The sequence below is a fragment of the Micromonospora sp. NPDC007220 genome (assembly GCF_040634035.1).
In the GTDB taxonomy this organism is placed as follows: Bacteria; Actinomycetota; Actinomycetes; order Mycobacteriales; family Micromonosporaceae; genus Micromonospora; species Micromonospora reichwaldensis.
In genome coordinates, this window is record NZ_JBEYEU010000005.1 from 340,543 (window position 1) to 362,666 (window position 22,124).

Consider the following 22,124-nt stretch of genomic DNA (forward strand, 5'->3'; position numbering starts at 1 on the left):
GAAGCGGACGCCGGACGTACGGCGACCGCGGCGGCCCACGGCAGTGGCCCCTAGCAGTGCATCAACATCGCCACGTCATGCCGCGATGGTAGCCGCGCCGGCCCGGGCCGTCACGCCCTTCGCCGGACACACGCCGGGGTGGGATCCGATGTGGATCCCACCCCGGTGGTGTGGTCAGCGGCGGCGTTGCTCGCCCTCCAGCGGCGGGATCACCATGGTGGCCTCGCTGTCCTCGCCGGCCGGGCGGGCCGGGACGGTGGTGCCGCCCGAGGTGACCCGGCTGGCGTCCGGGTCGCCCTGTCGCGGCACGGGCACGGTCGGGTCGGTGTCGACGCGGGGACCGGAGACCACCTGCGTGGCGTCCGCGTCCGCCCCGACGCGCGGGGCGGAAACCACCTGGGTGGCCTCCGGGTCGGTGTCGACGCGCGGGCCGGAGACCACCTGCGTGGCGTCCGGGTCGCCGCCGTGCGTCGCCGCCGCGGCGAGGTGGGCCTCGCTGTCGCGGCGTCCGGCCTGGTAGGCGCGCGCGTGCGTGGCGATCAGCCGCGACTCCTGCTCGGCCCGGCTCAGCCACGACTCCCAGCGGCTCTGCATGGGACGGACCAGCCCGCCGCCCACCCCGACGACGAGGATGCCACCCACGGTGGCCAGCACCGCGATCAGCACCGGAGTGGTGACCGCGGTGGCCACGCCGATCTGGTTGAGCGCGGCGATGACGCCCAGGCCGAGGATGAACACGGAGGCGATGGTGGCCAGGAGCCGGCCGTACGACAGCCCGCCGAGGGCGCCGCTGATGATGTCCTTCACCGCGTTGGCGATGGCGGCGGCCACCACGACGATGACGATCGCGACGAAGGCGCGGGGCAGCCAGGCGATCACACCCGCGATCAGGTCGGAGATGGGGTTCGGCCCCCAGATGCCGAAGGCCAGCTGGAGGGTCACCAGCAGCACCCCGTAGTAGGCCAGCTTGGCGACGATGTCACTGGCGTCGTACCGGGAGCGGGCCAGGGCCCGGCGGACCCCACCGCGTTCCACGGCCCGGTCGAAGCCCACCCGCTCCAGCACCTTGTCCACGATCTTCAGCACGGCCTTGGCGATCAGCCAACCGGCCACCAGGATCGCCACGAAGGCGACGGCCTTGGGCAGGAACAGCATCACCGACCGGAGGGCGTCCCCCACCGCGTCGCCGAAGTTGTCTCTCATCGGAATTCCTCCACACGGCATCCGGGTTCGTCCGGCCCGACCTACCCCCGGGGGCGACCGGGGAAACGCCCGGTCACCGGCGCCGGCAGCCGTAGGACACCGGGGTCTGGGCCTGCACCGGAGCCGGTGAGGTGATGTTGACCGTGGCCGTCTCGGTCGTGCTGCCCACGCCGCTGAAGGCCCAGCGCAGCGTCAACTCGACGGTGCGCTGGCCGCGCCCGACCTGCTCGGTCAGCAGGCTGCCGGGCGCGCTGCCGGTGCGCAGCCACTGGTAGCGGATCTCCCCCGCCCGGCCGTTTGTCGACACGGTGGCGACCACGTCGACGGTGACGTCGCACCGGTCGCCGGCCGGCTGCGGAACCGCCACCGTCACCCCGGTCACCTCGAGCGGGCTGATCCGCTGCCAGAGGTGGAGGCCCACGGCGGCGAGCAGCGCGACGGTCAGCAGGGTCGACAGCACCGAGGCCACCGTCCGCCACGGCGACCGCCGTCGCGGCGGCGCCGGCCACGCGGGTGCCGGTGGCGGGGTCGTCGGCACGCCCGGCCCGAACCGCACCTCCCCGCCGGGCGGGGCGGCGGGCCCGCCGGGCGGCGTCCCCGGACCGGGCCCGGTGGTACGCCCGGTACCGGCCGCGTGCCCGACCTCCGTGGCCGTCGCCCGGGCGGTCCACTCCCCCGGCGCGTGCCGCGCCGCCGGCCACGGCCCGGGCCCCCCGCCCGGTGCGTGCCGCGGCATCGTCGCCTCACCGGGTTCCGGGCGCACGGTCGCCGCACCGTGGGCCAGGGACGCCGTGGGCTCCCCCGCCACCAGGCGCACGGTCGCCTCACCCGAGGCAGGGGATGGTGCCGTCCCCGCCAGGTACATGGTCGCGTCGCGCGAGGGCAGGTGCGTCGTCGGCTCCCCCGCCGCCAGGTGCACGGTCGCCTCATCGGAGGCAAGGCGCGCGGTCGGCTGCCCACCGGCCAGGTTCCCGGTCGCGTCGTGGGAAGGCAGGTGCGCGGTGGGCTCCGCCCGTGGCTGCGGCTGGTGGACGCCGAGGCGGGCGGTCGCCGCGCCGTCGTCCGGCTGACGGCGGGCGGGCAGCGCCTCGGTCGGGTCGTTCGGCTGGGTCACGGCGGCCCGCCCTCCGTCGTCGTGGTCGGCATCGAAGTGTCGGGCGTCAGCCCGGCGTGCAGAACGAGCGCAGCGTCACGTACACCGGCGGGCCCTCGGGCGAGGCGTTGCCGGCCTCGTCCACGGCGACGACCCGGACCGGGATCCGGGTGCTGGTCTTCGGTTGGGGCAGCTCGCCCAGGACGCCCCGGAACACCCCGCGCCCGCCCGACGTCATGGGCACCTCGGTGGTGCGGCCGTCCAGCGTGTACCGCAGGCTCACCCTCAGCTCCCCGGTGGCCGTACGGTCGTCGGCGACGACCGCGGAGATCGTGCTGGACGTCGGCCCGTACGGGCAGCCGCGGGGGTCGAGTTCGCCCGGGCTGGCCGCGACCCGGCCGACGGAGGGCGCGACGGTGTCCGCCGGCGCGGCGCTGGCGCTGGCCGACGCGGTCGGCGGGGCGGGGGCCGACGTCGTCGGCGTGCCGGTCCCGGCCGGCTCCGGTGCGGCCGTCGTCGCCGTCGGTGCGACGGAAGGGGTCGGGCTGGGCGTCGTCCCGGCCGTCGGGCTCGGCGCGGGGGCCGACGCGGAGGGCGCACCCGTCGGCTCCGCCGGCGCCTCGGGTGCGGGCGTCCCGGCGGCGGGCAGCGGCTCGTCGCGGCCGGCGTAGCTGAACCCGGCGCCGCCGAGCAGCAGCGCCGCCGCCAGCCCGCCGCCGACCAGCGCCGCGCGGGCCCGGCCGGATCGCAGCCACGTCCACCGGTCCGTCGCCTCGCCGAACGCGGTGCTGGCCAGGCTGGTGGCCCCGCCGGTGCCGTCCGGGAACGGCAGGAGGGCGGCGAGCAGGGCCGCCCGCCGGGCCAGCTCGCGCAGGCCACGCTCCTCCCACCGCCGCCCGTACGACTCGGCCGCCACCCGCTCCAGCACGGCGAGGAAGACCTGGGCGGGTTGCGGCCGCTCGGCCGGTTGCTTGGCCATGCCGTGCCGCAGCAGTTCGTGCACCGGCTCGGGGGCCGGTTCGGTGGGGATCGGCGCGTGGGCGTGCTGCTGACGCAGGGTGAGCAGGTCCCGCCCGTCGAAGGGCGGCCGGCCGGTGAGGCACTCGTAGAAGGTGGCGGTGGCCGCGTAGATGTCGCAGGCCGGGCTCGCCGGAGCGCCCGTCCACTGCTCGGGGGCCATGTAGCGGGGAGTGCCGGTGACGCTGACCCCGGAGCTCTCGCCCACCGGCATGGCGATGCCGAAATCGGCCAGTTTGCTGGTGCCCTCGGCGGTGACCAGGACGTTCTCCGGCTTGTAGTCGCGGTGCACGACGCCCCGGGCGTGCGCCGCGCCGAGCCCGGCCAGCGAGCCCTTGAGGACGCAGAGCGCCGACTCCGGCGTCGTCGCTCCGTGCGCGCGCAGCAGCTGCCGCAGCGACACGCCGTTGACCAGTTCCATGACGATCGCCGCGCCGCCGGGCGACTCGACGTACTCGTAGAGGCGGGAGACGTGCGGGTCGTCGATGCCGGCCAGCAGCCGGGCCTCGGCGCGGAACGCGGTGCGGAACGCCGGGTCGTCACCGATGCCGCCGGTGAGGTACTTGATCGCCACCGGGGTGCCGGTCGCCTCGTGCACGGCGAGGTCCACCCGGCCGGACGCGCCGGCGCCGAGCTGCCGCACCGGGCGGTAGCCGGAGACCTGCCAGCCGGTCACGCGTCCACCTCCCCGCTCCGGGGACGGCGGGGCCGCCCCCCGGTCGCCATTGTGGTCGCGGGAGCCGGCGCGGCCATCGGCGCAACGGCTGCTTCCGGCCCCCGGACGTCCGGGGCGTCCCGGCGGGTGGCGGCATGGTCGGTTACGGACACACGTCACTGGTACCACCCGCCGGCAACCGCACCGCGCCACGGCGCTCCCGGCCGGGCCGGCTGGACTAGGGTGCAGGCCGTGGGCAGCGAGGCGACTCCCGAGGCAGCGACCCGTCGGCCGATGACGACCCGGCGGTGGCTCACTGTCCTGTTGCTGACGATGACCGCCCTGGTCCTGCTCGGCGGGGGCGCCGGCGCCGCCGCGCTGAGGCACACCGCCGCGGTCTCCAACCACCTCGCCGACCAGGTCGCCCCGGCCAGTACGGCGGTCGGCCAGCTCGACAGCGGCCTGCTCGCCCAGGCGGCGGCCGTACGCGGCCACGTCGTCACCGCCGACCCGCGCTTCCTCGACGCGTACCGGCGGGGCGTCGAGAGCGAACGCGCGACCATGTCCCGGCTGCACGAGCTGCTCGCCGGCGAGCCGGAGGCGCTGGCCGACCTGGACCGGGCGCGGCGGCTGACCGACCGCTGGCGCACCGAGTACGCCGAACGCCTGGTCGCCTCCCGGCAGGCCGGCGGGACGCCGGAGGAGCTGGCGCCGCTGGTGACCGGGGACGCGGAGACCTTCGCGGCGGTACGCGCCGAGCTGACCGGGCTGGTCGGCCGCCTCGACGGGATCCGGGACGCCGGCCGGGACGACCTCGACCGGGCCCGGGCGTTGCGGGACCTGACCTTCGTGGCGATCCTGGCGGCCCTGCTGCTGTGCGGGATCGTCGGATCCGTGCTGGTGCGCACGAGGGTGCTGCGCCCGCTGGACCGGCTGGGCGCCTCGGTGCGGCAGGTGGCCGGCGGCGACTTCCGGCACCGGCTGCGGCCCGACGGCCCCGCCGACATCGCCCGGCTGACCAGTGACGTGGAGACGATGCGCCGCACCGTGGTGGAGGCGTGGGAGCGCAGCCAGCACGACCGGGACGCCCTGGAACAGCAGGCGGACGAGCTGCGCCGCTCCAACGAGGACCTGGAGCAGTTCGCGTACGTGGCGTCGCACGATTTGCAGGAGCCGCTGCGCAAGGTGGCGTCGTTCTGCCAGATGCTGGAGCGCCGCTACACCGACCAGCTCGACGACCGCGCCCGGCAGTACATCGGCTTCGCCGTCGACGGGGCCAGCCGGATGCAGGAGCTGATAAACGACCTGCTGACGTTCTCCCGGATCGGCCGGGTCTACGGCGAGCTGCGGGAGGTCGACCTGGCCGAGGTGTTCGCGCAGGCCGAGTCGAACCTGTCCCGGGCGGTGGACGAGTCCGGCGCGACGATCACCCGCGACCCGCTGCCCACGGTGCGGGGCGAGCCGACCCTGCTGACCATGCTCTGGCAGAACCTGCTGGGCAACGCGGTCAAGTTCCGCAGCCCCGACCGGGCGCCGCTGATCCGGGTGACGGTGACGGACACCCCGCAGGACTGGTCCGTCGCCGTCGAGGACAACGGCATCGGCATCGACCCCCGGTACGCCGAGAAGATCTTCGTCATCTTCCAGCGCCTGCATCCCCGTGGCACGTACCCGGGCACCGGCATCGGGCTCGCGGTGTGCAAGAAGGTCGTCGAGTTCCACGGCGGCACGCTGAGCCTGGACGAGGCGTACCGCGACGGGACCCGCTTCGTGTTCACGATGCCGCGGCTGCCGACGGCGGTCGTACCCGCGCAGCCCAGCGAGCCGGCCGCGGAGTCGGCGGCCGGAGTCTGAGAGCCTGCCCGCCGCCCCGGGTCAGGCCTGCGGGCGCCGGTGGCCGTCACCGGGCACCGGCGCGGCGGGTTCCGGCCGCCCGGCCGGCGGGCGCTCCGCCGCCGGTGGCTCCGCACCCCGGGTGAACTTGTCGAAGAAGCGCAGCAGCTCCACCGGGAACGGCATCACCAGCGTGCTGTTCTTCTCGGCTGCCACGTCCACCACCGTCTGCAACAGCCGCAACTGGTAGGCGCCCGGCGTGTTCGCCATCGCCCGGGACGCGTCGGCGAGCCGGCGGGACGCCTGGTACTCGCCGTCGGCGGCGATCACCCGGGCGCGGCGTTCGCGTTCCGCCTCGGCCTGGCGGGACATCGACCGTTTCATCCCCTCGGGCAGCGCGACGTCCTTGACCTCGACCCGCTCGATCAGCAGCCCCCACGGCCCCTCCGTCGGCGCGTCGATGACCGCCTTCAGCTCGGCGTTGACCCGGTCCCGGTCGCCGAGCACGGTGTCCAGGTCGGCCTTGCCGATCACCGAACGCAGGGCGGTCTGTGCCACCTGGAGCACGGCCGAGGGGTAGTCGCGGACGTTGACCAGAGCCTTCACCGGGTCGACGACCCGGTAGTAGACCACCGCGTCGACGGTGAGGGTGACGTTGTCCCGGGTGATCGCCCCCTGCGGAGGCACACCGATGACGGTCGTCTGCATGCTGACCCGGACCATCCGGTCGGCGACCGGGACGATCAGGCGCAGGCCGGGCTCCCGGACCGGCGTCAGCACCCGGCCGAAGCGGAAGACGACGCCGCGCTGGTACTGCTGCACCAGCCGGACGCTCAGCGCGCCGACGAGTGCCAGGAGCGCGGCCACGATCACCACGCCGATCACGACCGCTTCCACGGCACCCCCGATCCGAACGGCTCCCCGGGCCGCCCCTTTCCCGCTGCGCCGGGAAGTAGTCCCGGCGCAACGGGTGGCCGGCCGGCCCGTCGGATCAGCCGGCCGACCTGCCGCTGCCGGACGGGCGGGCGGCCACCAACGCGATCCCGCACGCCGCGGCGGCGCTCAGCGGGGCGATCAGGAAGCCGACGGTCACCTCGCCCGCCGCGTCCAGCACCACGCCGGCCACCGCCGCGCCGCCCGCGCTGCCCACCGAGAACGCCGTCGCCGCCCAGGCGAACGCCTCGGCCACCGTGCCGGTGGGCGCCACGTCGTCGATCGCGACGAAGGCGATGGTCAGCAGCGCCGGCAGCGCGAGCCCGCTGACCGCCATCAGCGCCAGCATCGCGGGCGGGGCCGGGGTGAGCAGCAACGGCAGGTAGCCGGCGGCGAAGACGCCGACCACGCGCGGCAGCGTGGCGTGCCGGCGCAGTCCGCCGAAGCGCACGTAGAGCAGGCCGCCGACCAGCGCCCCGGTGGCCTGCGCGGCGAGCAGCCAGCCGGCCCAGGACCGGGCCCCGGCCGCCTCGGCGTATCCGGTCGCGGCGACTGTCACGCTCCCCACCGCCGCCCCGACCAGCAGCAGCGCCCCGAGGATCAGTCGGAGCCGGCCGGCGCGCAGCGGCCCGGCCCAGTGGCGTACCGCCGGCTCGCCCCGCCAGCGCCGGACCGCGTCGGTCGTGGCGAACCACGCGGTGCCGGCGGCCTGGAAGCCCGCGGCGGCGGCGAGGCCGCCGGTCGGGCCGGCCAGGCCCACGGCGGCGAGCGTGACCACCGGGCCGAGGATGAAGATCAGCTCCTGGACGGCGATGTCCAGGGTGTACGCGGTCTGCACCCGGTGTGCGGGGAGCAGGTCGCGCCAGAGCACCCGCAGGCACGACTCGAACGGCGGCGCGCCCGCCCCGGCCAGGGCGGCGGCGAACACGGTGACCGGCAGGTTGACGTGCGCGGCGGTGAGGGCGAAGCCGATCGTCGACGCCGCCACGGAGAGCCACAGCACCGGCGGCTGCCGCCAGCGCTGCGCCATCCGGGCGAGCATCGGCTGGCCCACGGCGGTACCGGCGGTGAACGCGCCGACCAGCAGGCCGGCGACGGTCAGCGTCATCGTCTCGCGGGCGAAGACGAGCAGGGCCAGCGGTGCCGCGCCGAGCGGGAGCCGGCCGAGCAGGCTGGCCGCCAGGACCCGGGCGGTCTGCGGCGCCCGGAGCACGGCGAGGGCGGAGGTGTCGGCGGGGTCGACGGGCGGGTGGTCGGCGGGCGGTACGAGTTGGCGGTGATCGGATCCGGGCATGACTGAGCGCTCCCAAGCGTGGCGGAGATGGACCGGTGGGCGGCGGAGTGCCGGGCCGGTCAGGGAACGTAGTCGGAGCGATCGTGGCCGTCGCCGTAGAGCGGGAGGTCCGGGGTGATCCAGAGACCGTGCGCGGCGGCGACGGCGTGCGACGGGATCACGCTGGACAGTCTAGACCCGAACGCCGCCACCGGTGGGGGCCAGCCGCGCCGGATTGGCCCTGGCCACCGCGCCGACCGGCCCCCCTACGATGACGGCCCACGACTCGCCGCACCGCCGGGAGGACGTCATGCGGGAGCGCTTCGCCGACCTGTCCACGCCGCTGATCGCCGACGCCTGCGTACGCCTCGGCGTGCCCCCGCGCGCGGCGCCGGCCGGGATCCGGGCGGTCGTCCCCGGTCACCGCCTCGTGGGCCGGGCACTGCCGGTGCGCCACCACGGCAGCGTGGACGTCTTCCTGGAGGCGTACGAGAACGCGATCCCGGGCGACGTGCTCGTGATCGACAACGGCGGCCGGAGCGACGAGGCGTGCGTCGGGGACCTGGCGGTGCTGGAGGGCGTCGCGGCCGGCATCGCCGGGCTCGTCGTCTGGGGCCTGCACCGGGACACGCCCGAGCTGGTGGAGATCGACCTGCCCGTCTTCAGCTACGGCAGCCTCCCGGCGGGCCCGGCCCGCCTCGACGCGCGGGAGCCGGAGACGCTCACCAGCGCCCGGGTCGGGCCGCACGTGGTGACCGCCGACGACCTCGTCGTCGCCGACGACGACGGGGTGCTGTTCGTGCCCGCCGCACGGGCCGCGAAGCTGTTCGCGGCGGCGGAGCGCATCGGGACCGTCGAGCGGGTCCAGGCGCGGCGGATCCGCGCCGGGGAGACGCTGCGGGAGCAGACCGCCTTCGCCGACTACCTGGCCCGCCGCGCCGCCGACCCCGCCCACACCTTCCGGCAGCACCTGCGGCAGGTCGGCGGGGCGATCGAGGAGTGACCACCCGAAGGCGCGCGTGAGGGTGGTCATAGCGGCTGGACGCCCCACCGTGGCGGGCTGCTAGCCTCGTCGGCAGGTCATGAGCGCCAGCGTCAAGCCCCGGCTCGCTGGCCGGCAACCCTCGTCCGCGCAGGGGTGCCCCGGGTGAGGACCAGGCACCGGAGCAGCTCCGGTGCAAGCGCGGCCTGGTTCCCAGGTCGTCCCGACCGAGGAGAGCCATGCCCGTCCGCATCTGCGCCCCACCGGCGGTCCCCGCCGTGGCCCCGGCGTCGCCGGCGCTGATCCGGCGCCGCCACATCGACATGATGCGGGTCTGCGCCACCTCCTGTCGCCCCGGCGACGCGCGCTAGCCGCGCCACCCCTTCTTTCCCGCACCATTCCAGCGGTACGCCCACCGGGCGCACCGTCGGCGACGCGCGCCCCGTGCCCGTCGCCGCAGACACCTCATCGGAGACACCTGTGCGAATCCTTTCCTCCCTCACCCGGGCCGCCGCCCTCGGCGTGGCCGCCGTCCTCGCCGCCACCACCCTGACCGCCTGCGGCGACGACGCGGCCGGCGCGGCCGACAACCCGTACGGCCTGCTCCAGCCGGGCGTGCTGCGCACCGGCACGCTCACCGACGCCCCGCCGAACGTCTACCTCAAGGACGGCAAGTTCACCGGCTTCGACAACGACCTGCTCGTCGCGGTCGCCGGGAAGGTCGGCCTGAAGGTGGAGTTCGCCGGCACCGACTTCTCCGCGCTGCTCTCCCAGGTCAACAACCGCAAGTTCGACGTCGGCAGCTCCTCGATCACGATCACGGAGGCGCGCAGGAAGACCGTCGACTTCGGCAACGGCTACGACTTCGGCCACTTCGGACTCGACGTGCCGGCCGGCTCGTCGATCAGCGGCTTCGACCAGCTCGCCGGCAAGCGGGTCGTGGTCGTGCAGGGCACCGTCCAGGACGACTACGCCACCGGCGAGGGGCTCGACCCGGTCCGGGTGCCCGACTACAACGGCGCGATCAACCAGCTCAAGGCCGGCACGGCCGACGCCTGGATCGCCCCCGCCGAGATCGGCGACAAGTCGGCCGCCGACAGCGCCGGCAAGATCACCGTGGCGGCCAAGCTGCTCAGCCCGGCCCCGACGGCGTACGCGTTCGCCAAGGGCAACGACAAGCTGCGCGAGGCGCTCGACAAGGGCCTCGACGAGGTGATCGCGGACGGCACGTGGAGCCGCCTGCAGGCCCAGTACTACCCGGGCCGCCCGATCCCGGCCGACTTCAAGCCGGGCAGCGGCACGGTCGCGGTGCCGTCGGCGTCGGCCACCTCCTGAGACGTACGGACGACGAGCGAGCGGGGCGGTAGGAGCGACGATGGATCCGTTGAGCACCCTGTGGGAGACCTTCTTCGACTGGGACTCCATGCGCGAGGCGCTGCCCGAGATGCTGACGGTGGGGCTGCCCAACACGCTGATCCTGGCGATCTCCGCCGCCCTACTCGGCTCGGTGCTGGGCATGGCGCTGGCCGTCGCGGGCATCTCGCGTACCCGATGGTTGCGGTGGCCGGCGCGGGTCTACACCGACGTGTTCCGCGGATTACCCGCCGCGGCGACGATCCTGCTCATCGGCGTCGGCCTGGCGCCGCTGGGCATGCAGGTGTGGGGGCCCAACCCGTATCCCCTGGGCATCCTGGCGCTGTCGCTGATCGCGGCGGCCTACATCGGCGAGATCTTCCGCTCCGGCATCCAGTCGGTGGAGGCCGCCCAGTTGGAGGGGGCCCGGGCGCTGGGCCTGTCCTGGGGCGAGGCGATGCGCCTGGTGATCGTGCCGCAGGGGATCCGGCGGGTGCTGCCGGCCTGGGTGAACCAGCTGATCGCGCTCATCAAGGACTCCAGCCTGGTCTACTTCCTCGGCCTGCTGGCCAGCCAGCGGGAGCTGTTCCGGATCGGGCAGGACTACGCGGCTAACACCGGCAACCAGTCGGCGCTGCTGCTGGCCGGGCTGTTCTACCTGACGCTGACGGTGCCGCTGACGCACGCCGTCAACTGGATCGACCGGCGACTGCGGCACGGCCGGCAGGCCACCGCGCCCGCTGACGGCGACGACGACCTCGACCTGGCGCTGCCGGGCGCGGCGGGAGGGAACCAGCGATGAGCATCGACACGACGACCTCGGTGAGCCTGAGCGTCCGCGACGTGCACCTGGCCTTCGGGTCGCACCGGGTGCTGCGCGGGGTGGACCTGGACGTGGCGCGCGGGGCGACGGCCTGCGTCATCGGCCCGTCCGGGTCGGGCAAGTCCACCCTGCTGCGCACGATCAACCGGCTGATCGAGCCCGACCGCGGCGACGTGCTGCTGGACGGGCGCAGCGTGCTGGCCGACGACCCGGACGCCCTGCGGCAGCGGATCGGCATGGTCTTCCAGCAGTTCAACCTCTTCCCGCACATGAGCGTGCTGCGCAACGTCACCCTCGCGCTGCGCCGCATCCGCAAGCTCGGCGAGGACGAGGCGGTGGCTGTCGCCCGCGAGCACCTCGAGCTGGTGGGGCTGGCGGCCAAGGCCGACGCCCGCCCGGCGCACCTGTCGGGCGGGCAGCAGCAGCGGGTCGCGATCGCCCGTGCGCTGGCGTTGCGCCCGCAGGTGATGCTCTTCGACGAGGCGACCTCCGCCCTGGACCCGGAGCTGGTCAAGGGCGTGCTCGGGCTGATGGCCGAGCTGTCCGCCGGGGGCATGACGATGGTGGTGGTCACCCACGAGATGGGGTTCGCCCGCGAGGTCGCCGACACCGTGGCGTTCATGGACCGCGGCGTGGTGCTGGAGGCCGGCGAGCCGGCCGCGATCTTCGAGCGGGCCGAGCACCCCCGGCTGCGCCGATTCCTCTCCCAGGTGCTCTAGCGCCGAGCCGGTCACGTCGGTGGACCGACCCGTCCGGTGCCGTGGGTCTCGTCCTCAACGCGTGGGAAGGCTCCGCAGTTCCGCGGTGAGCTGTTCGAGGTACTCGGGCGGCCCGGCCTCGGCGAACCACAGCCAGAGTTCGGCGGCGTGGATCGGCAACCAGGCCCGGACCATGGCCGGGTCAGCTCCGTAGCCCTCGACGAGGACGTCGAACGACCGTGGGTCCTTGCGCGCGGCGCCCCAGGCCGCACGCGACAGTTCTCGGAGCGGGTCGCCGAGGTGGGCCGCCTCCCAGTCGACGACCGCCGTGATCCCGCCGTTCGCGGCGAGGAGGTTTCCGTCGGTCCAGTCGCCGTGACAGAACACCGGGCGACTGGCCGGTGGAACGGCGAGCGGAAGCGGGGGGCCGCCGGCGTCGCGGTAGCGACGGACGATCAGCGCATCGTCCGGCGCGGCCGGCAGCCCGTCGGGTGGCGGCAGCTCGTGGAGCCGACGGAGCAGTGCCGCCGAGGCACGCAGCCCGTCGAGTCGCACGTCGGCGTTCTCGCTGTCCAGTCGTTCACCCGGCATGAGCGTCATGAGGATCGAGCCCGGCCCCACCTCGACGAGCTCGGGAACCGGCATGCCCGTGTCGGCGAGCGCCCGCAGGGCGAGCACCTCCGTGTCGTGGCGGGAGGGTTGCGTCATCCGCTTCTCGACCAGGCGGCGCCCCTCGCGCTCCACCAGCCGGACGTGACCGACCGCTCCCTGCCGCATCCCGCCATCCTGCCAGGCGCGGAAGGCTGGCGTACCGCCGAGTCTTGGCAATATCCTCCACTGCACACGCGATGCCTGGAGTTCCTTTTCACGGGGCCGCCCCCGCCCCCACCTCCGGCCGCAGAGGAGAGACGCCATGCACGTCGAGAATTCCGCACTGGACCGCCGAACCCTGCTGCGGGCCGGCCTCGGCGCCGCCACGGTCGCGGTCGTCGGCAGCCAACTCGCCCTCCCCGGCGCCGCGCAGGCGGACCCCGGCACCGACCTGGACTGGATCTACAGCTGCGACGAGTGGGGCGCGCGCCCGCCGGCGGACCCACTGGCCGTCAGCGCCATCCCCACCAACAAGATCATCGTGCACCACATGGCGTTCCCGAACGTCACCGACTACTCCGAGGCGCAGGCGGTCAAGCTGGCCCGCGACTGCCAGAACCTGCACATGGACGGCAACGGCTGGTCCGACACCGGCCAGCACTTCACGGTCAGCCGCGGCGGGTACGTCATGGAGGGACGCCGGGGCAGCCTGGAGCGGTTGCACGCCGGCGACCGGCAGATGATCTCGGCGCACTGCCCGGGCGAGAACGGCCGGGCCATCGGCATCGAGAACGAGGGCACGTACGTCACCGAGACCCCGCCGGAGGCCCTGCTGGACTCGCTGGTCACGCTCTGCGCGACCATCTGCCGGCAGTACGGGCTGCACGCCCACGACATCTTCGGCCACTGGGACTTCCGCACCACCCTGTGCCCGGGCGCCACCTTCTACCGGCAGTTCCCCGCCCTGCGCCGCCGGGTCTTCGAGGCCCTCGGCACCGACCTCGCCGACGTGCCGGCCCGCCGCTGGCCGGACCTGTGGCGCTTCGTCGGCTCCCCCAGCGTCCGGGTGGTGCAGTACCTGCTGGCCCACCGCGGCTACACCGTGCCGGTCAACAGCGTCTTCGACGCCGCCACCGTCGCCGCGGTGCAGGACTGGCAGCACCGCAACGGCATCGCGGTCGACGTCGACGCCACCCTCACCGCCCCCACCTGGGAGACCCTGGTGCCGGAGCTGGGCGCCCACGCCAGCGGCGCGCCGGTCACCGCCGCGCAGTTCCTGCTCAACTACCGGGGCTACCCCGAGGTTGCCGTCACCGGCGAGTACGACCACGCGACCAGGACGGCCGTCAAGGACGTCCAGCGCCTGCACCGCCTGCCCGCGCACGGCAAGCTCGACCTCGACACCTGGTGCGCGGTCGTCGGCGGCGTCGTACGCCGGTCGTTCCGGGACTGAACACCGTCCGCCGGCCCGTCGGAGCGACCCGCCCCGCAGGCCGGCGAAACGCGGTCGCACCTGACCCGCTCCAGCCTCCTGATCTGCGACGATGAGGCAGTCACGACCGGAGGAGGGTGCTGTGGCGTCTCGACTCAACCCGTACCTCAGCTTCCCGGGCAACGCGCGGGAGGCAATGGAGTTCTACCAGCGCGTGTTCGGCGGTTCCCTGTCGACGAACACGTTCGGTGCGATGGGCACCGACGATCCCGCGCTGGTCGACAAGATCATGCACGCGATGCTGGAGACCGACCGGGGCTTCACCCTGATGGGCTCGGACACCGCGCCGGGAATGGAGCACGACCCCGGCAACAACGTCTCCGTGAGCCTCAGCGGCGACGACGCCGACGACCTGCGCGGCTACTGGGGCAAGCTCACCGAGGGTGGCACGGTGACCGTGCCGCTGGAGAAGCAGATGTGGGGCGACGAGTTCGGCATGTGCGTCGACCGCTACGGCATCGGCTGGATGGTGAACATCGGCCAGCCGCAGGGCTGACGAGGTGTAGCGGCAGCGCGAGCGGGTAGGGACCGCTGTCCGGCGGGCCCGGGCGACACCGCACCGGTGCGCCCCGGCCCGCAGCCGCCGGCCGGAGGGGTGCACCCGATGCTGTCGCCGCCCGCGCACCCGCAGCCCGCTCGCCCCGCCCGGCGCGCCCGCCCCCGCCCGGGCGCGCCCCGGCCGCGATGACCCGGGTCCGGAACCTGCGCGTCCGCCCGGACCTGCTCTACGTGGCGAGCGGCTGGAGCACCCTGGTGACCGACGTCCGCGGCCGGATCACCGGCGCCGACCCGCAGGGCTTCTTCGCCCGCAACACCCGGGTCCTCAGCACCGAACGCCTCAGCGTGGACGGCCACGAGCCGGTCCCGTTCAGCACAGCCAACGTGGCGGGGCACGCCCAGCTCTCGTACGCCGCCCTCGGCGACGGCGACACGCTGCCCTCCCGCGCGGCCTACCTGCTGGTGGAGCGCTTCGTCGGCGCGGGCCTGCGGACCCGGCTGACCGTGGTCAGCTACGCGGCCGTGCCCCTGGACCTACGGCTGCGGATCCACCTCGCCGCCGACTTCGCCGACACCAGCGAGGCCGAGACCGGCCGCCGGGTGCAGTCCGGCACAGTCGACGCGAGCTGGAACGACCAGGACCGGGAGCTCCGCCTGACCTACCGGTGCGACGGCCTCGACCGGGCGGTGGCGATCGGCGTACGGGCCGACACGCCCGTCCGGTACGCCGACGCCACCCTGACGGTCGACCTCGCGGTGCCGCCCCGGGGGTCCCGCCGGGTGGAACTCCTCGTCGAACCCGTCTTCGACGGGCAGCGCCTCGCCGCACCGCCGCCGACCTTCGCCGAGCCGGACGACGCGGCCGCGCGCGCCCGCGGTACCCTGGCCCGCGAACTCGCCCGGCTCGCCAGCAGCAACTTCGACGTCACCGCCGCCTGGCGGTGCGCGGTCGACGACCTGGCCGTGCTGCCGCTGGGAGAACCGGACGGGCCGACGGCGCCCATGGCCGGCCTGCCCATCTACCAGGAGATCTTCGGCCGCGACACGATGACCGCCTCGTGGCAGTCCCTGCTCGCCGGGCCGACGATGCTGGCGGACAGCCTGCGGCTCAACGCCCACCACCTCGGGCGGCGCATCGACGACTGGCGCGACGAGGAGCCCGGCAAGCCGTTGCACGAGGCCCGGCGGGGCCCGGTGTCCACGCTCGGTATCGACCCGTTCGACAGCTACTACGGCGACTGGTCGACCGCGCCGGACTTCCTGGTCTTCCTCGGCCAGTACCTGGCCTGGACCGGGGACCTCGACACGGTACGGGACCTGCTGCCGACCGCGCGGCGCGTGCTGGGCTGGATCGACCGGTTCGGCGACCTCGACCGGGACGGCTTCCTCGAATACCACCGCCGGTCCCCCGCCGGCCTGAAGAACCAGGGGTGGAAGGACTCGGACACCGCCATCGTCGACGAGCACGGCGAGGTGGTGCCGAACCCGATCGCGACCAGCGAGTTGCAGGCGTACTGGTACGCCGCCCTGCGGCACGCCGGGGTGGTGTTCGCCGCGACCGGTCACCCCGCGTACGGCGCCGGACTGGTCCGCCGGGCCGCCGCCCTGCGGCGCCGCTTCCACCGGGCCTACTGGATGCCGGACCGGGGCTGCCACGCGTTGGCGCTGGGGCCGGACAAGCGGCAGGTGCGCTCGGTCAACTCCAACGACGGCCACCTGCTGGCCACGGGGATCGTGCCCGCCCGCATCGCGCCCCTGGTCGCCGACCGGCTTTTCGCCCCCGACATGTTCAGCGGCTGGGGGGTGCGCACCCTGTCCTCGGCACACCCGGCGTACGACCCGTTCAGCTACCACCGGGGCAGCGTATGGCCGGTCGAGGCGGGCACGATCGGCCTGGGGCTGGCCCGGTACGGCTGCTGGGAACACCTGCACCGGCTCGCGGAGGGGATGTTCTCCGCGGCGGCGCTCTTCACGGAGCATCGCCTGCCGGAGGTGCTCAGCGGACTGCCCCGCGACGACGCCCATCCGCACCCGGGCGTCTACCCGGACTCCTGTTCCCCGCAGGCCTGGTCCGCCAGCGCGGTCGTCGCGCTGGTCCAGGCGCTGCTGGCGCTGCGCCCGGCCGCGCCGCTGCGGACGATATTCGTCGACCCGCACCTGCCGGAGTGGCTGCCGGACCTCACGCTGGAGGGCGTGCGCGTGGGCGGGCGCACCGTCGACCTGACCGTACGACGCGGGCGCGGCGGGCGCACGTCCCTGCGCGTCCGGGGCGACCGGATCGCGGTGGTCCGCCGGCCCACACTCCAGGCCTCGGCGACCCGCCACCGGTCCTGACCGGCCGATGCCCGGACCAGGTCCGTGGAGACGCCGCGCCCGGGCCGGCCGGCACAACGCGGAATCGGCGTCCGCAGCCGTCAGGGCTAGGATCCGGTGGTGGCCGATCAGGGGCTCATCCAGGACGACGAACGGTTGCGCCGCATCGAGGCGGTGACCGACGCGGCGCTGTCCCGCCTCGACGCGGCCGACCTCTTCGACGAGCTCCTCGACCGCGTCCGGGACCTGCTCGACGTCGACACGGCGGCCATCCTGATGCTGGACACACACTCCCAGCAGCTCGTGGCCACCGCGGCCAAAGGGCTGGAGGAGGAGGTCCGGCAGGGGTTCCGCGTCTCCGTGGGCCGCGGGTTCGCCGGCCGGATCGCCCTGACCGGACGGCCGGTGATCATCGAGGAGGTCACCCCCGACGTCGTGGTCAACCCGGTCCTGCTGTCGATGGGGCTGCGGTCGCTGCTCGGCGTGCCGATGTTCGCCAGGGGCGAGCTGATCGGCGTGTTGCACGTGGGCACGCTGGGCCACCGCCGGTTCACCACCGACGACGTACGCCTGCTGGAGCTGGTCGCCGACCGGGCCAGCCTGGCCAACCTCGCCCGGTCCCACAACCTCGACCACAACGCCGCCCTCGCCCTGCAACGCAGCCTGCTGCCCGCCCGACTGCCCCGCCTGCCGGGCCTGGACATGGCCGCCCGGTACGTGCCCGGGCACGTCGCCGGAATCGGCGGCGACTGGTACGACGTGTTCGTCCTGCCCTCGGGCTGGCTGGGCCTGGTCATCGGCGACGTGTCGGGCCACGGCCTGCAGTCGGCCGTGGTCATGGGGCGCGTCCGCAGCGCGCTACGCGCCTACGCGCTGGTCTGCGACGACCCGGCGGAGGCGTTGACGCTCCTCGACCGCAAGGTCAGCCACTTCGAGGCCGGAAACCTCACCACGGCGCTCTACGCCATGGTCTCCCCCGACCGGACCCGCATCCGGCTCTCCGCCGCCGGGCACCTGCGCCCCGTCCTCGCCGTGCCGGGCCAGCGGGGCGCGCCCGTCCCGGTCCACGCCGATCCCCCGCTCGGCACGGGTCGCCGGCCGCCGCCCCGGCAGCAGGCGGAGGTGGACTTCCCGCCGGGCGCGGTGCTCGTCTGCTTCACCGACGGCCTCGTCGAACGCCGCCACGAGGTCATCGACGTCGGTCTCGACCAGCTCGCCCATGTGGTCCGGCCGGCACCGGCCGAGCAGGTGTGCGCCGAGGTCATGGACGCCCTCGGCGCCGAGCAGCCGACCGACGACATCGCCATGCTGGTCGTGCACCGGCTCCTGACCCCGCACTGATCCGTCAGGCCGCCCGCGCCCAGGTGCGCCGTCCGGACGACGCCGCCCGCGTGGTCGCCGGCCCGTTTGGCGGGACGCGATCGCGGAAAGAGTGGCGGACATGAAGTGGGCAAGCCGAGCCGTACCCGCCGCCGTCGCCGCCGTCGCGGCCCTCGCCGCGCGTGACCTGATCCAGCGCGACCACGCGTTGCTGCGTACCTTCCCGGTCCTCGGCCGGGCCCGGTACCTGCTGGAGTCCATCGGGCCGGAGCTGCGCCAGTACATCGTCGCGGGCAACAACGAGGAGCGGCCGTTCACCCGCGACCAGCGCCGCTGGGTGTACGCGTCGGCGAAGCAGCAGAACAACTACTTCGGCTTCGGCACCGACAACGACATCGAGTTCACGCCCGGATATCCGATCATCAAGCACCGCACCTTCGGCCGGGCCGTCCCGCCGTCGACACCGGGCGCCGGACACGACGTGCGGCTGCCGTGCGCCAAGGTGCTCGGCGCCGCGCGGGGCCGCGCCCACGCGTTCCGGCCCGAGTCGGTGGTGAACATCTCCGGGATGAGCTTCGGCTCGTTGTCCGGCAACGCCGTCGAGGCCCTCAACCGGGGCGCCGCCCTGGCCGGCTGACTGCAGAACACCGGCGAGGGCGGGCTGTCGCCGTACCACCGCAAGGGCGGTGACCTGGTCTTCCAGATCGGCACCGCGTACTTCGGCTGCCGCGACGAACGCGGCCGGTTCAGCCTGGACCGGCTCAGGGACCTGGTCGCCGGCGCGCCGGTGCGGGCGCTGGAGATCAAGCTCAGCCAGGGCGCGAAGCCCAGCCTCGGCGGCCTGCTGCCGGCGGCCAAGGTCTCCGCGGAGATCGCGGCGACCCGGGGCATCCCGCAGGGGCGCGACTGCGTCAGCCCGTCGCGGCACGCCGAGTTCTCCGACTGCGACAGCCTGCTCGACTGGGTGGAGCTGCTCGCCGCCGAAACGGGCCTGCCGGTCGGCATCAAGTCCGCGGTGGGCGACCTCGGCTTCTGGGAGGAGCTGACCACCCTGATGCGCGACACCGGGCGTGGGGTCGACTTCGTCACCGTCGACGGCGGCGAGGGCGGCACCGGCGCCGCGCCACTGATCTTCACGGACTCGGTGTCGCTGCCCTTCCAGCAGGGCTTCACGCGGGTCTACAAGATCTTCGCCGAGCGCGACCTGCACGAGCAGGTGGTGTTCGTGGGCGCCGGCAAGCTCGGCCTGCCCGACAACGCGGTGGTGGCGTTCGCGCTCGGCTGCGACATGGTCAACGTCGGCCGGGAGGCGATGCTGGCGATCGGCTGCATCCAGGCCCAGAAGTGCCACACCGACACCTGCCCCACCGGCGTGGCCACCCAGAACCAGTGGCTCGCCCGGGGCGTGGACCCGGGCTCGAAGTCGGTCCGCGCGGCCAACTACATCCGGACGCTGCGCCGCGACCTGGTCAAGGTCGCCGAGGCGTGCGGCGTCGAGCACCCGGGCCTCATCGACACCGACGCGATCGAGATCCTCGACGGCCGGACCGCCTCGCACCCCCTGCACGAGGTGTACGGCTACCGCCCCGGGTGGGGCCTGCCGTCCGCCGCCGACCGGGCGCAGATCGCCCGGCTGATGACGGCGGAGGCCCCGCAGGGCGGCACCGCCCCGCCGTCGCCGACCGCGATGTCCTGACCCGCCGCGACGCGCCGCACGAGTACGCGCGGAGTTCCTGGCCGCCGCGGGAGGACGCCTAGCATCGCCGGAATGTCGATCACCCCTCGGCGGTGCCGGATCCTGATGCTCGCCGCGGCCGTCCTCTTCGTGCTCGTCGCCCTCGTCGTGCGCGCGGCGGCCGGCGGCGGCCTCGAACAGCACTCCGGCACCGTGCTGTACGCCTGCGTGGTCTGGGCCGGCGTGTTGTTCCTCCGGCCGCGGCTGTCGCCGCCGGTGGCCGGCGCGGTCGCGGTCGCCTTCTGCTGGGCGGTCGAGTTGTCGCAGTTGACCGGGGTACCGGCGGCGCTGTCGGCGCGCAGCCCGCTGGCACGGCTCGCGCTCGGGGCGCAGTTCGACCCGGTCGATCTCGCCTGGTACCCGGTCGGGGTGCTCCCGCTGGTGGCGGTGCACCGGATCGTCGCCGCCCGCGCCCGGCGTCGGCGGACCACGGTGTGAGCGGGCGACGCCGTTAATGGCGCGCGTCGGGTGCACGACCGCACCTATCGTGGCCCGGTGCTGATCAGACGCGAGACCCCCGCCGACGTCGACGCGATCCGGGCGGTGCACCTGGCCGCCTTCGCCGACCCGGAGAAGCCGGACGCCGTACCCGTCGAGGCGGGGTTGGTGGACGCGCTGCGGGCGGACGACGGGTGGCTGCCGGCCCTCTCCCTCGTCGCGGCCGACGACGCCGGGCGGGTGGTCGGGCACGTGGTGTGCACCCGTGGCCGGGTCGCCGGCGAGCCGGTCGCGCTGGGGTTGGGCCCGCTCGGCGTGCTGCCGGACTGGCAGCGGCGCGGGGTCGGCTCCGCGCTGATGCACGCCGTGCTCGGCGCGGCCGACGCGCGCGAGGAGGCCCTGGTGGTGCTGCTCGGACACCCCGACTACTACCCGCGCTTCGGGTTCCGCCCGGCGGTCGACCTCGGCGTCACCCCGCCGCAGCCGTGGGGGCCGCGATACTTCATGGCCCGCCCGCTGAGCGCGTGGCGGTCGTCGATCCGCGGCGGGTTCAGCTACGCCCGCCCGTTCGACGAGCTGTAGGCCGTCGGTCGCGCGGTCACGGGCACACCTCCGAGGACGCTCGCCCGACGCTGTTCGGGCAGGTCAGTACCACCTTCGCGAGTCTGCGTGCGAACATGTGTTCGTGTCGCGAGAGGCCAGCATCCTGCACGCCGACCTGGACGCGTTCTACGCGTCGGTCGAGCAGCGGGACGATCCGCGCCTGCGCGGCCGGCCGGTGATCGTCGGCGGGGGCGTGGTCCTCGCGTGCAGCTACGAGGCGAAGGCCCGCGGCGTCCGCAGCGCGATGGGCGGCCGGCAGGCCCGGCGGCTCTGCCCCGAGGCGATCGTCGTGCCGCCGAGGATGGCGGCCTACACGGCGGCAAGCCGCGCGGTGTTCGAGATCTTCCGGCGGACCACCCCGATCGTCGAGGGGCTCTCCATCGACGAGGCGTTCCTCGACGTGGGCGGCCTGCGCCGGCTGGTCGGCCCGCCCGCCGACATCGCCGCCCGGCTGCGCCGGGACGTACGCGAGGAGGTCCGCCTGCCGATCACGGTGGGCGTGGCCCGGACGAAGTTCCTCGCCAAGGTGGCCAGCGGCGTCGCGAAGCCCGACGGACTGCTGGTCGTCCCGCCGGACGGGGAGCTGGCGTTCCTGCACCCGCTGCCGGTGGAGCGGTTGTGGGGCGTCGGGCCGGTGACCGCGACGAAGCTGCGCGAGCGGCGCATCCGTACGGTCGGGCAGGTCGCCCGCCTCGGCGAGGCGACGCTGGTCTCGCTGCTCGGCGCGGGCGCCGGTCGGCACCTGCACGCCCTGGCGCACAACCGCGACCCCCGGCCGGTGCAGGTCGGCCGCCGGCGCGGGTCGATGGGGGCGCAGCACGCCCTCGCCGCCGTTCCGCACTCCCCCGCCGAGTTGGAGGCGGTCCTCGCCGGCCTGGTCGACCGGGTGACCCGGCGGATGCGGGCGGCGACGCGGGCCGGCCGGACGGTGACGCTGCGCCTGCGGTTCGGCGACTACACCCGCGCGACCCGCTCCCACACGGTGGCCAAGGCGACCGCCCACACGGCCCCGCTGCTCGCCGCGGCGCGGGCGCTGCTGCGGGCCGCACTGCCCGAGATCGAACGGCGGGGCGTGACCCTGCTCGGCGTGTCGGTCGGGAACCTGGACGACTCCCCCGTCCAGCCGCCGCTGCCGTTCGACCGCGATCCGGGGGCGGACCTGGACGCGGCCGTGGACGCGGTCCGCGACCGGTTCGGGTCGGGGGCGCTCACCCGGGCGGTGCTGCTCGGCCGGGACCCCAGCCTGGAGATGCCGCTGCTGCCGGACTGAG

General features: G+C 74.6%; 21 protein-coding genes and 1 riboswitch. Of the genes, 15 read left to right on the forward strand and 6 right to left on the reverse strand.

Annotation, left to right across the window (positions count from 1 at the left end; genetic code table 11):
• Positions 1-174: 174 nt before the first annotated feature.
• From ABZ573_RS14035 to ABZ573_RS14045, 3 genes are read right to left on the reverse strand one after another with little or no spacing between them, the layout of a single operon-like run.
• Entirely contained in the window at positions 175-1,224 is a 1,050-nt protein-coding gene (locus ABZ573_RS14035) for a hypothetical protein (protein WP_225852053.1), read from the reverse strand.
• A 52-nt stretch (positions 1,225-1,276) separates the two neighbouring features.
• Positions 1,277-2,317: a hypothetical protein gene (locus ABZ573_RS14040; protein WP_358118320.1), complete on the reverse strand. Its 1,041-nt coding sequence runs from the start codon at positions 2,315-2,317 to the stop codon at positions 1,277-1,279.
• A gap of 46 nt (positions 2,318-2,363) precedes the next feature.
• The gene (locus tag ABZ573_RS14045) at positions 2,364-3,989 is read right to left on the reverse strand and encodes a serine/threonine-protein kinase (RefSeq protein WP_358118322.1); all 1,626 of its coding nucleotides are present in this window, start codon (positions 3,987-3,989) and stop codon (positions 2,364-2,366) included.
• A gap of 273 nt (positions 3,990-4,262) precedes the next feature.
• On the opposite strand from ABZ573_RS14045, the gene ABZ573_RS14050 reads away from it, so the two are divergent.
• Complete coding sequence (locus tag ABZ573_RS14050) at positions 4,263-5,822, forward strand: ATP-binding protein (RefSeq protein ID WP_358118324.1); 1,560 nt, start codon at positions 4,263-4,265, stop codon at positions 5,820-5,822.
• Between the two features lie 21 nt (positions 5,823-5,843).
• Here ABZ573_RS14050 and ABZ573_RS14055 read toward each other — a convergent pair whose 3' ends face one another.
• Both ABZ573_RS14055 and ABZ573_RS14060 read right to left on the reverse strand, forming a co-directional pair.
• Entirely contained in the window at positions 5,844-6,698 is an 855-nt protein-coding gene (locus tag ABZ573_RS14055; RefSeq protein ID WP_151453629.1) for an SPFH domain-containing protein, read from the reverse strand.
• A gap of 94 nt (positions 6,699-6,792) precedes the next feature.
• The gene (locus tag ABZ573_RS14060; protein ID WP_358118326.1) at positions 6,793-8,028 is read right to left on the reverse strand and encodes an MFS transporter; all 1,236 of its coding nucleotides are present in this window, start codon (positions 8,026-8,028) and stop codon (positions 6,793-6,795) included.
• Positions 8,029-8,317: 289 nt separating this feature from the next.
• Here ABZ573_RS14060 and ABZ573_RS14065 point away from each other — a divergent pair, with 289 nt between their 5' ends.
• The 5 genes from ABZ573_RS14065 (at position 8,318) to ABZ573_RS14085 (ending at position 11,884) form a co-directional block, all read left to right on the forward strand.
• Positions 8,318-9,010 carry an RraA family protein gene (locus tag ABZ573_RS14065; RefSeq protein WP_151453627.1) on the forward strand — a complete coding sequence of 231 codons (693 nt, stop codon included), beginning with the start codon at positions 8,318-8,320 and terminating at the stop codon, positions 9,008-9,010.
• Positions 9,011-9,085: 75 nt separating this feature from the next.
• Positions 9,086-9,197: riboswitch (SAM riboswitch) on the forward strand.
• A 31-nt stretch (positions 9,198-9,228) separates the two neighbouring features.
• Positions 9,229-9,360, forward strand: a complete 132-nt coding sequence (locus tag ABZ573_RS14070) for a hypothetical protein (protein ID WP_327028455.1) — start codon at positions 9,229-9,231, stop codon at positions 9,358-9,360.
• A 109-nt stretch (positions 9,361-9,469) separates the two neighbouring features.
• Positions 9,470-10,324: an ABC transporter substrate-binding protein gene (locus tag ABZ573_RS14075; protein ID WP_358118329.1), complete on the forward strand. Its 855-nt coding sequence runs from the start codon at positions 9,470-9,472 to the stop codon at positions 10,322-10,324.
• A gap of 40 nt (positions 10,325-10,364) precedes the next feature.
• Entirely contained in the window at positions 10,365-11,144 is a 780-nt protein-coding gene (locus ABZ573_RS14080; protein WP_151453625.1) for an amino acid ABC transporter permease, read from the forward strand.
• A gap of 2 nt (positions 11,145-11,146) precedes the next feature.
• Positions 11,147-11,884, forward strand: a complete 738-nt coding sequence (locus ABZ573_RS14085; RefSeq protein WP_151453656.1) for an amino acid ABC transporter ATP-binding protein — start codon at positions 11,147-11,149, stop codon at positions 11,882-11,884.
• A gap of 54 nt (positions 11,885-11,938) precedes the next feature.
• On the opposite strand, the gene ABZ573_RS14090 is transcribed toward ABZ573_RS14085, so the two are convergent.
• Entirely contained in the window at positions 11,939-12,640 is a 702-nt protein-coding gene (locus ABZ573_RS14090; RefSeq protein WP_358118331.1) for a phosphotransferase, read from the reverse strand.
• A gap of 136 nt (positions 12,641-12,776) precedes the next feature.
• On the opposite strand from ABZ573_RS14090, the gene ABZ573_RS14095 reads away from it, so the two are divergent.
• The 9 genes from ABZ573_RS14095 to dinB all read left to right on the forward strand — a co-directional run bounded on the left by ABZ573_RS14095 (position 12,777) and on the right by dinB (position 22,123).
• Positions 12,777-13,907 carry an N-acetylmuramoyl-L-alanine amidase gene (locus ABZ573_RS14095; RefSeq protein WP_358118333.1) on the forward strand — a complete coding sequence of 377 codons (1,131 nt, stop codon included), beginning with the start codon at positions 12,777-12,779 and terminating at the stop codon, positions 13,905-13,907.
• A gap of 121 nt (positions 13,908-14,028) precedes the next feature.
• Positions 14,029-14,442: a VOC family protein gene (locus ABZ573_RS14100; protein ID WP_151457810.1), complete on the forward strand. Its 414-nt coding sequence runs from the start codon at positions 14,029-14,031 to the stop codon at positions 14,440-14,442.
• A 188-nt stretch (positions 14,443-14,630) separates the two neighbouring features.
• Positions 14,631-16,778, forward strand: coding sequence for a glycogen debranching N-terminal domain-containing protein (locus ABZ573_RS14105; RefSeq protein ID WP_358118335.1), 2,148 nt, complete (start codon positions 14,631-14,633; stop codon positions 16,776-16,778).
• Positions 16,779-16,877: 99 nt separating this feature from the next.
• Positions 16,878-18,098, forward strand: coding sequence for a GAF domain-containing SpoIIE family protein phosphatase (locus ABZ573_RS14110; protein WP_358118337.1), 1,221 nt, complete (start codon positions 16,878-16,880; stop codon positions 18,096-18,098).
• Between the two features lie 100 nt (positions 18,099-18,198).
• On the forward strand, positions 18,199-18,714 hold the full coding sequence (locus ABZ573_RS14115) for a hypothetical protein (protein WP_358118339.1): 516 nt from the start codon (positions 18,199-18,201) through the stop codon (positions 18,712-18,714).
• Positions 18,715-19,773, forward strand: a complete 1,059-nt coding sequence (locus ABZ573_RS14120) for an FMN-binding glutamate synthase family protein (protein WP_358118385.1) — start codon at positions 18,715-18,717, stop codon at positions 19,771-19,773.
• A gap of 72 nt (positions 19,774-19,845) precedes the next feature.
• Complete coding sequence (locus ABZ573_RS14125; RefSeq protein ID WP_358118341.1) at positions 19,846-20,250, forward strand: DUF2809 domain-containing protein; 405 nt, start codon at positions 19,846-19,848, stop codon at positions 20,248-20,250.
• 57 nt (positions 20,251-20,307) lie between these two features.
• The gene (locus ABZ573_RS14130; RefSeq protein ID WP_327028461.1) at positions 20,308-20,832 is read left to right on the forward strand and encodes an N-acetyltransferase; all 525 of its coding nucleotides are present in this window, start codon (positions 20,308-20,310) and stop codon (positions 20,830-20,832) included.
• Between the two features lie 103 nt (positions 20,833-20,935).
• Positions 20,936-22,123: a DNA polymerase IV gene (gene dinB / locus ABZ573_RS14135; protein ID WP_358118344.1), complete on the forward strand. Its 1,188-nt coding sequence runs from the start codon at positions 20,936-20,938 to the stop codon at positions 22,121-22,123.
• The last annotated feature ends 1 nt before the right edge of the window (position 22,124 follow it).

Excerpts from the sequence above, each read along its gene's own strand:
- ABZ573_RS14035 (WP_225852053.1), bottom strand. The coding sequence starts at position 1,224 with ATGCCGTGTGGAGGAATTCCGATGAGAGACAACTTCGGCGACGCGGTG.
- ABZ573_RS14050 (WP_358118324.1), top strand. The coding sequence starts at position 4,263 with ATGACGACCCGGCGGTGGCTCACTGTCCTGTTGCTGACGATGACCGCC.
- ABZ573_RS14060 (WP_358118326.1), bottom strand. The coding sequence starts at position 8,028 with ATGCCCGGATCCGATCACCGCCAACTCGTACCGCCCGCCGACCACCCG.
- ABZ573_RS14065 (WP_151453627.1), top strand. The coding sequence starts at position 8,318 with ATGCGGGAGCGCTTCGCCGACCTGTCCACGCCGCTGATCGCCGACGCC.
- ABZ573_RS14070 (WP_327028455.1), top strand. The coding sequence starts at position 9,229 with ATGCCCGTCCGCATCTGCGCCCCACCGGCGGTCCCCGCCGTGGCCCCG.
- ABZ573_RS14080 (WP_151453625.1), top strand. The coding sequence starts at position 10,365 with ATGGATCCGTTGAGCACCCTGTGGGAGACCTTCTTCGACTGGGACTCC.
- ABZ573_RS14090 (WP_358118331.1), bottom strand. The coding sequence starts at position 12,640 with ATGCGGCAGGGAGCGGTCGGTCACGTCCGGCTGGTGGAGCGCGAGGGG.
- ABZ573_RS14095 (WP_358118333.1), top strand. The coding sequence starts at position 12,777 with ATGCACGTCGAGAATTCCGCACTGGACCGCCGAACCCTGCTGCGGGCC.
- ABZ573_RS14105 (WP_358118335.1), top strand. The coding sequence starts at position 14,631 with ATGACCCGGGTCCGGAACCTGCGCGTCCGCCCGGACCTGCTCTACGTG.
- ABZ573_RS14115 (WP_358118339.1), top strand. The coding sequence starts at position 18,199 with ATGAAGTGGGCAAGCCGAGCCGTACCCGCCGCCGTCGCCGCCGTCGCG.
- ABZ573_RS14125 (WP_358118341.1), top strand. The coding sequence starts at position 19,846 with ATGTCGATCACCCCTCGGCGGTGCCGGATCCTGATGCTCGCCGCGGCC.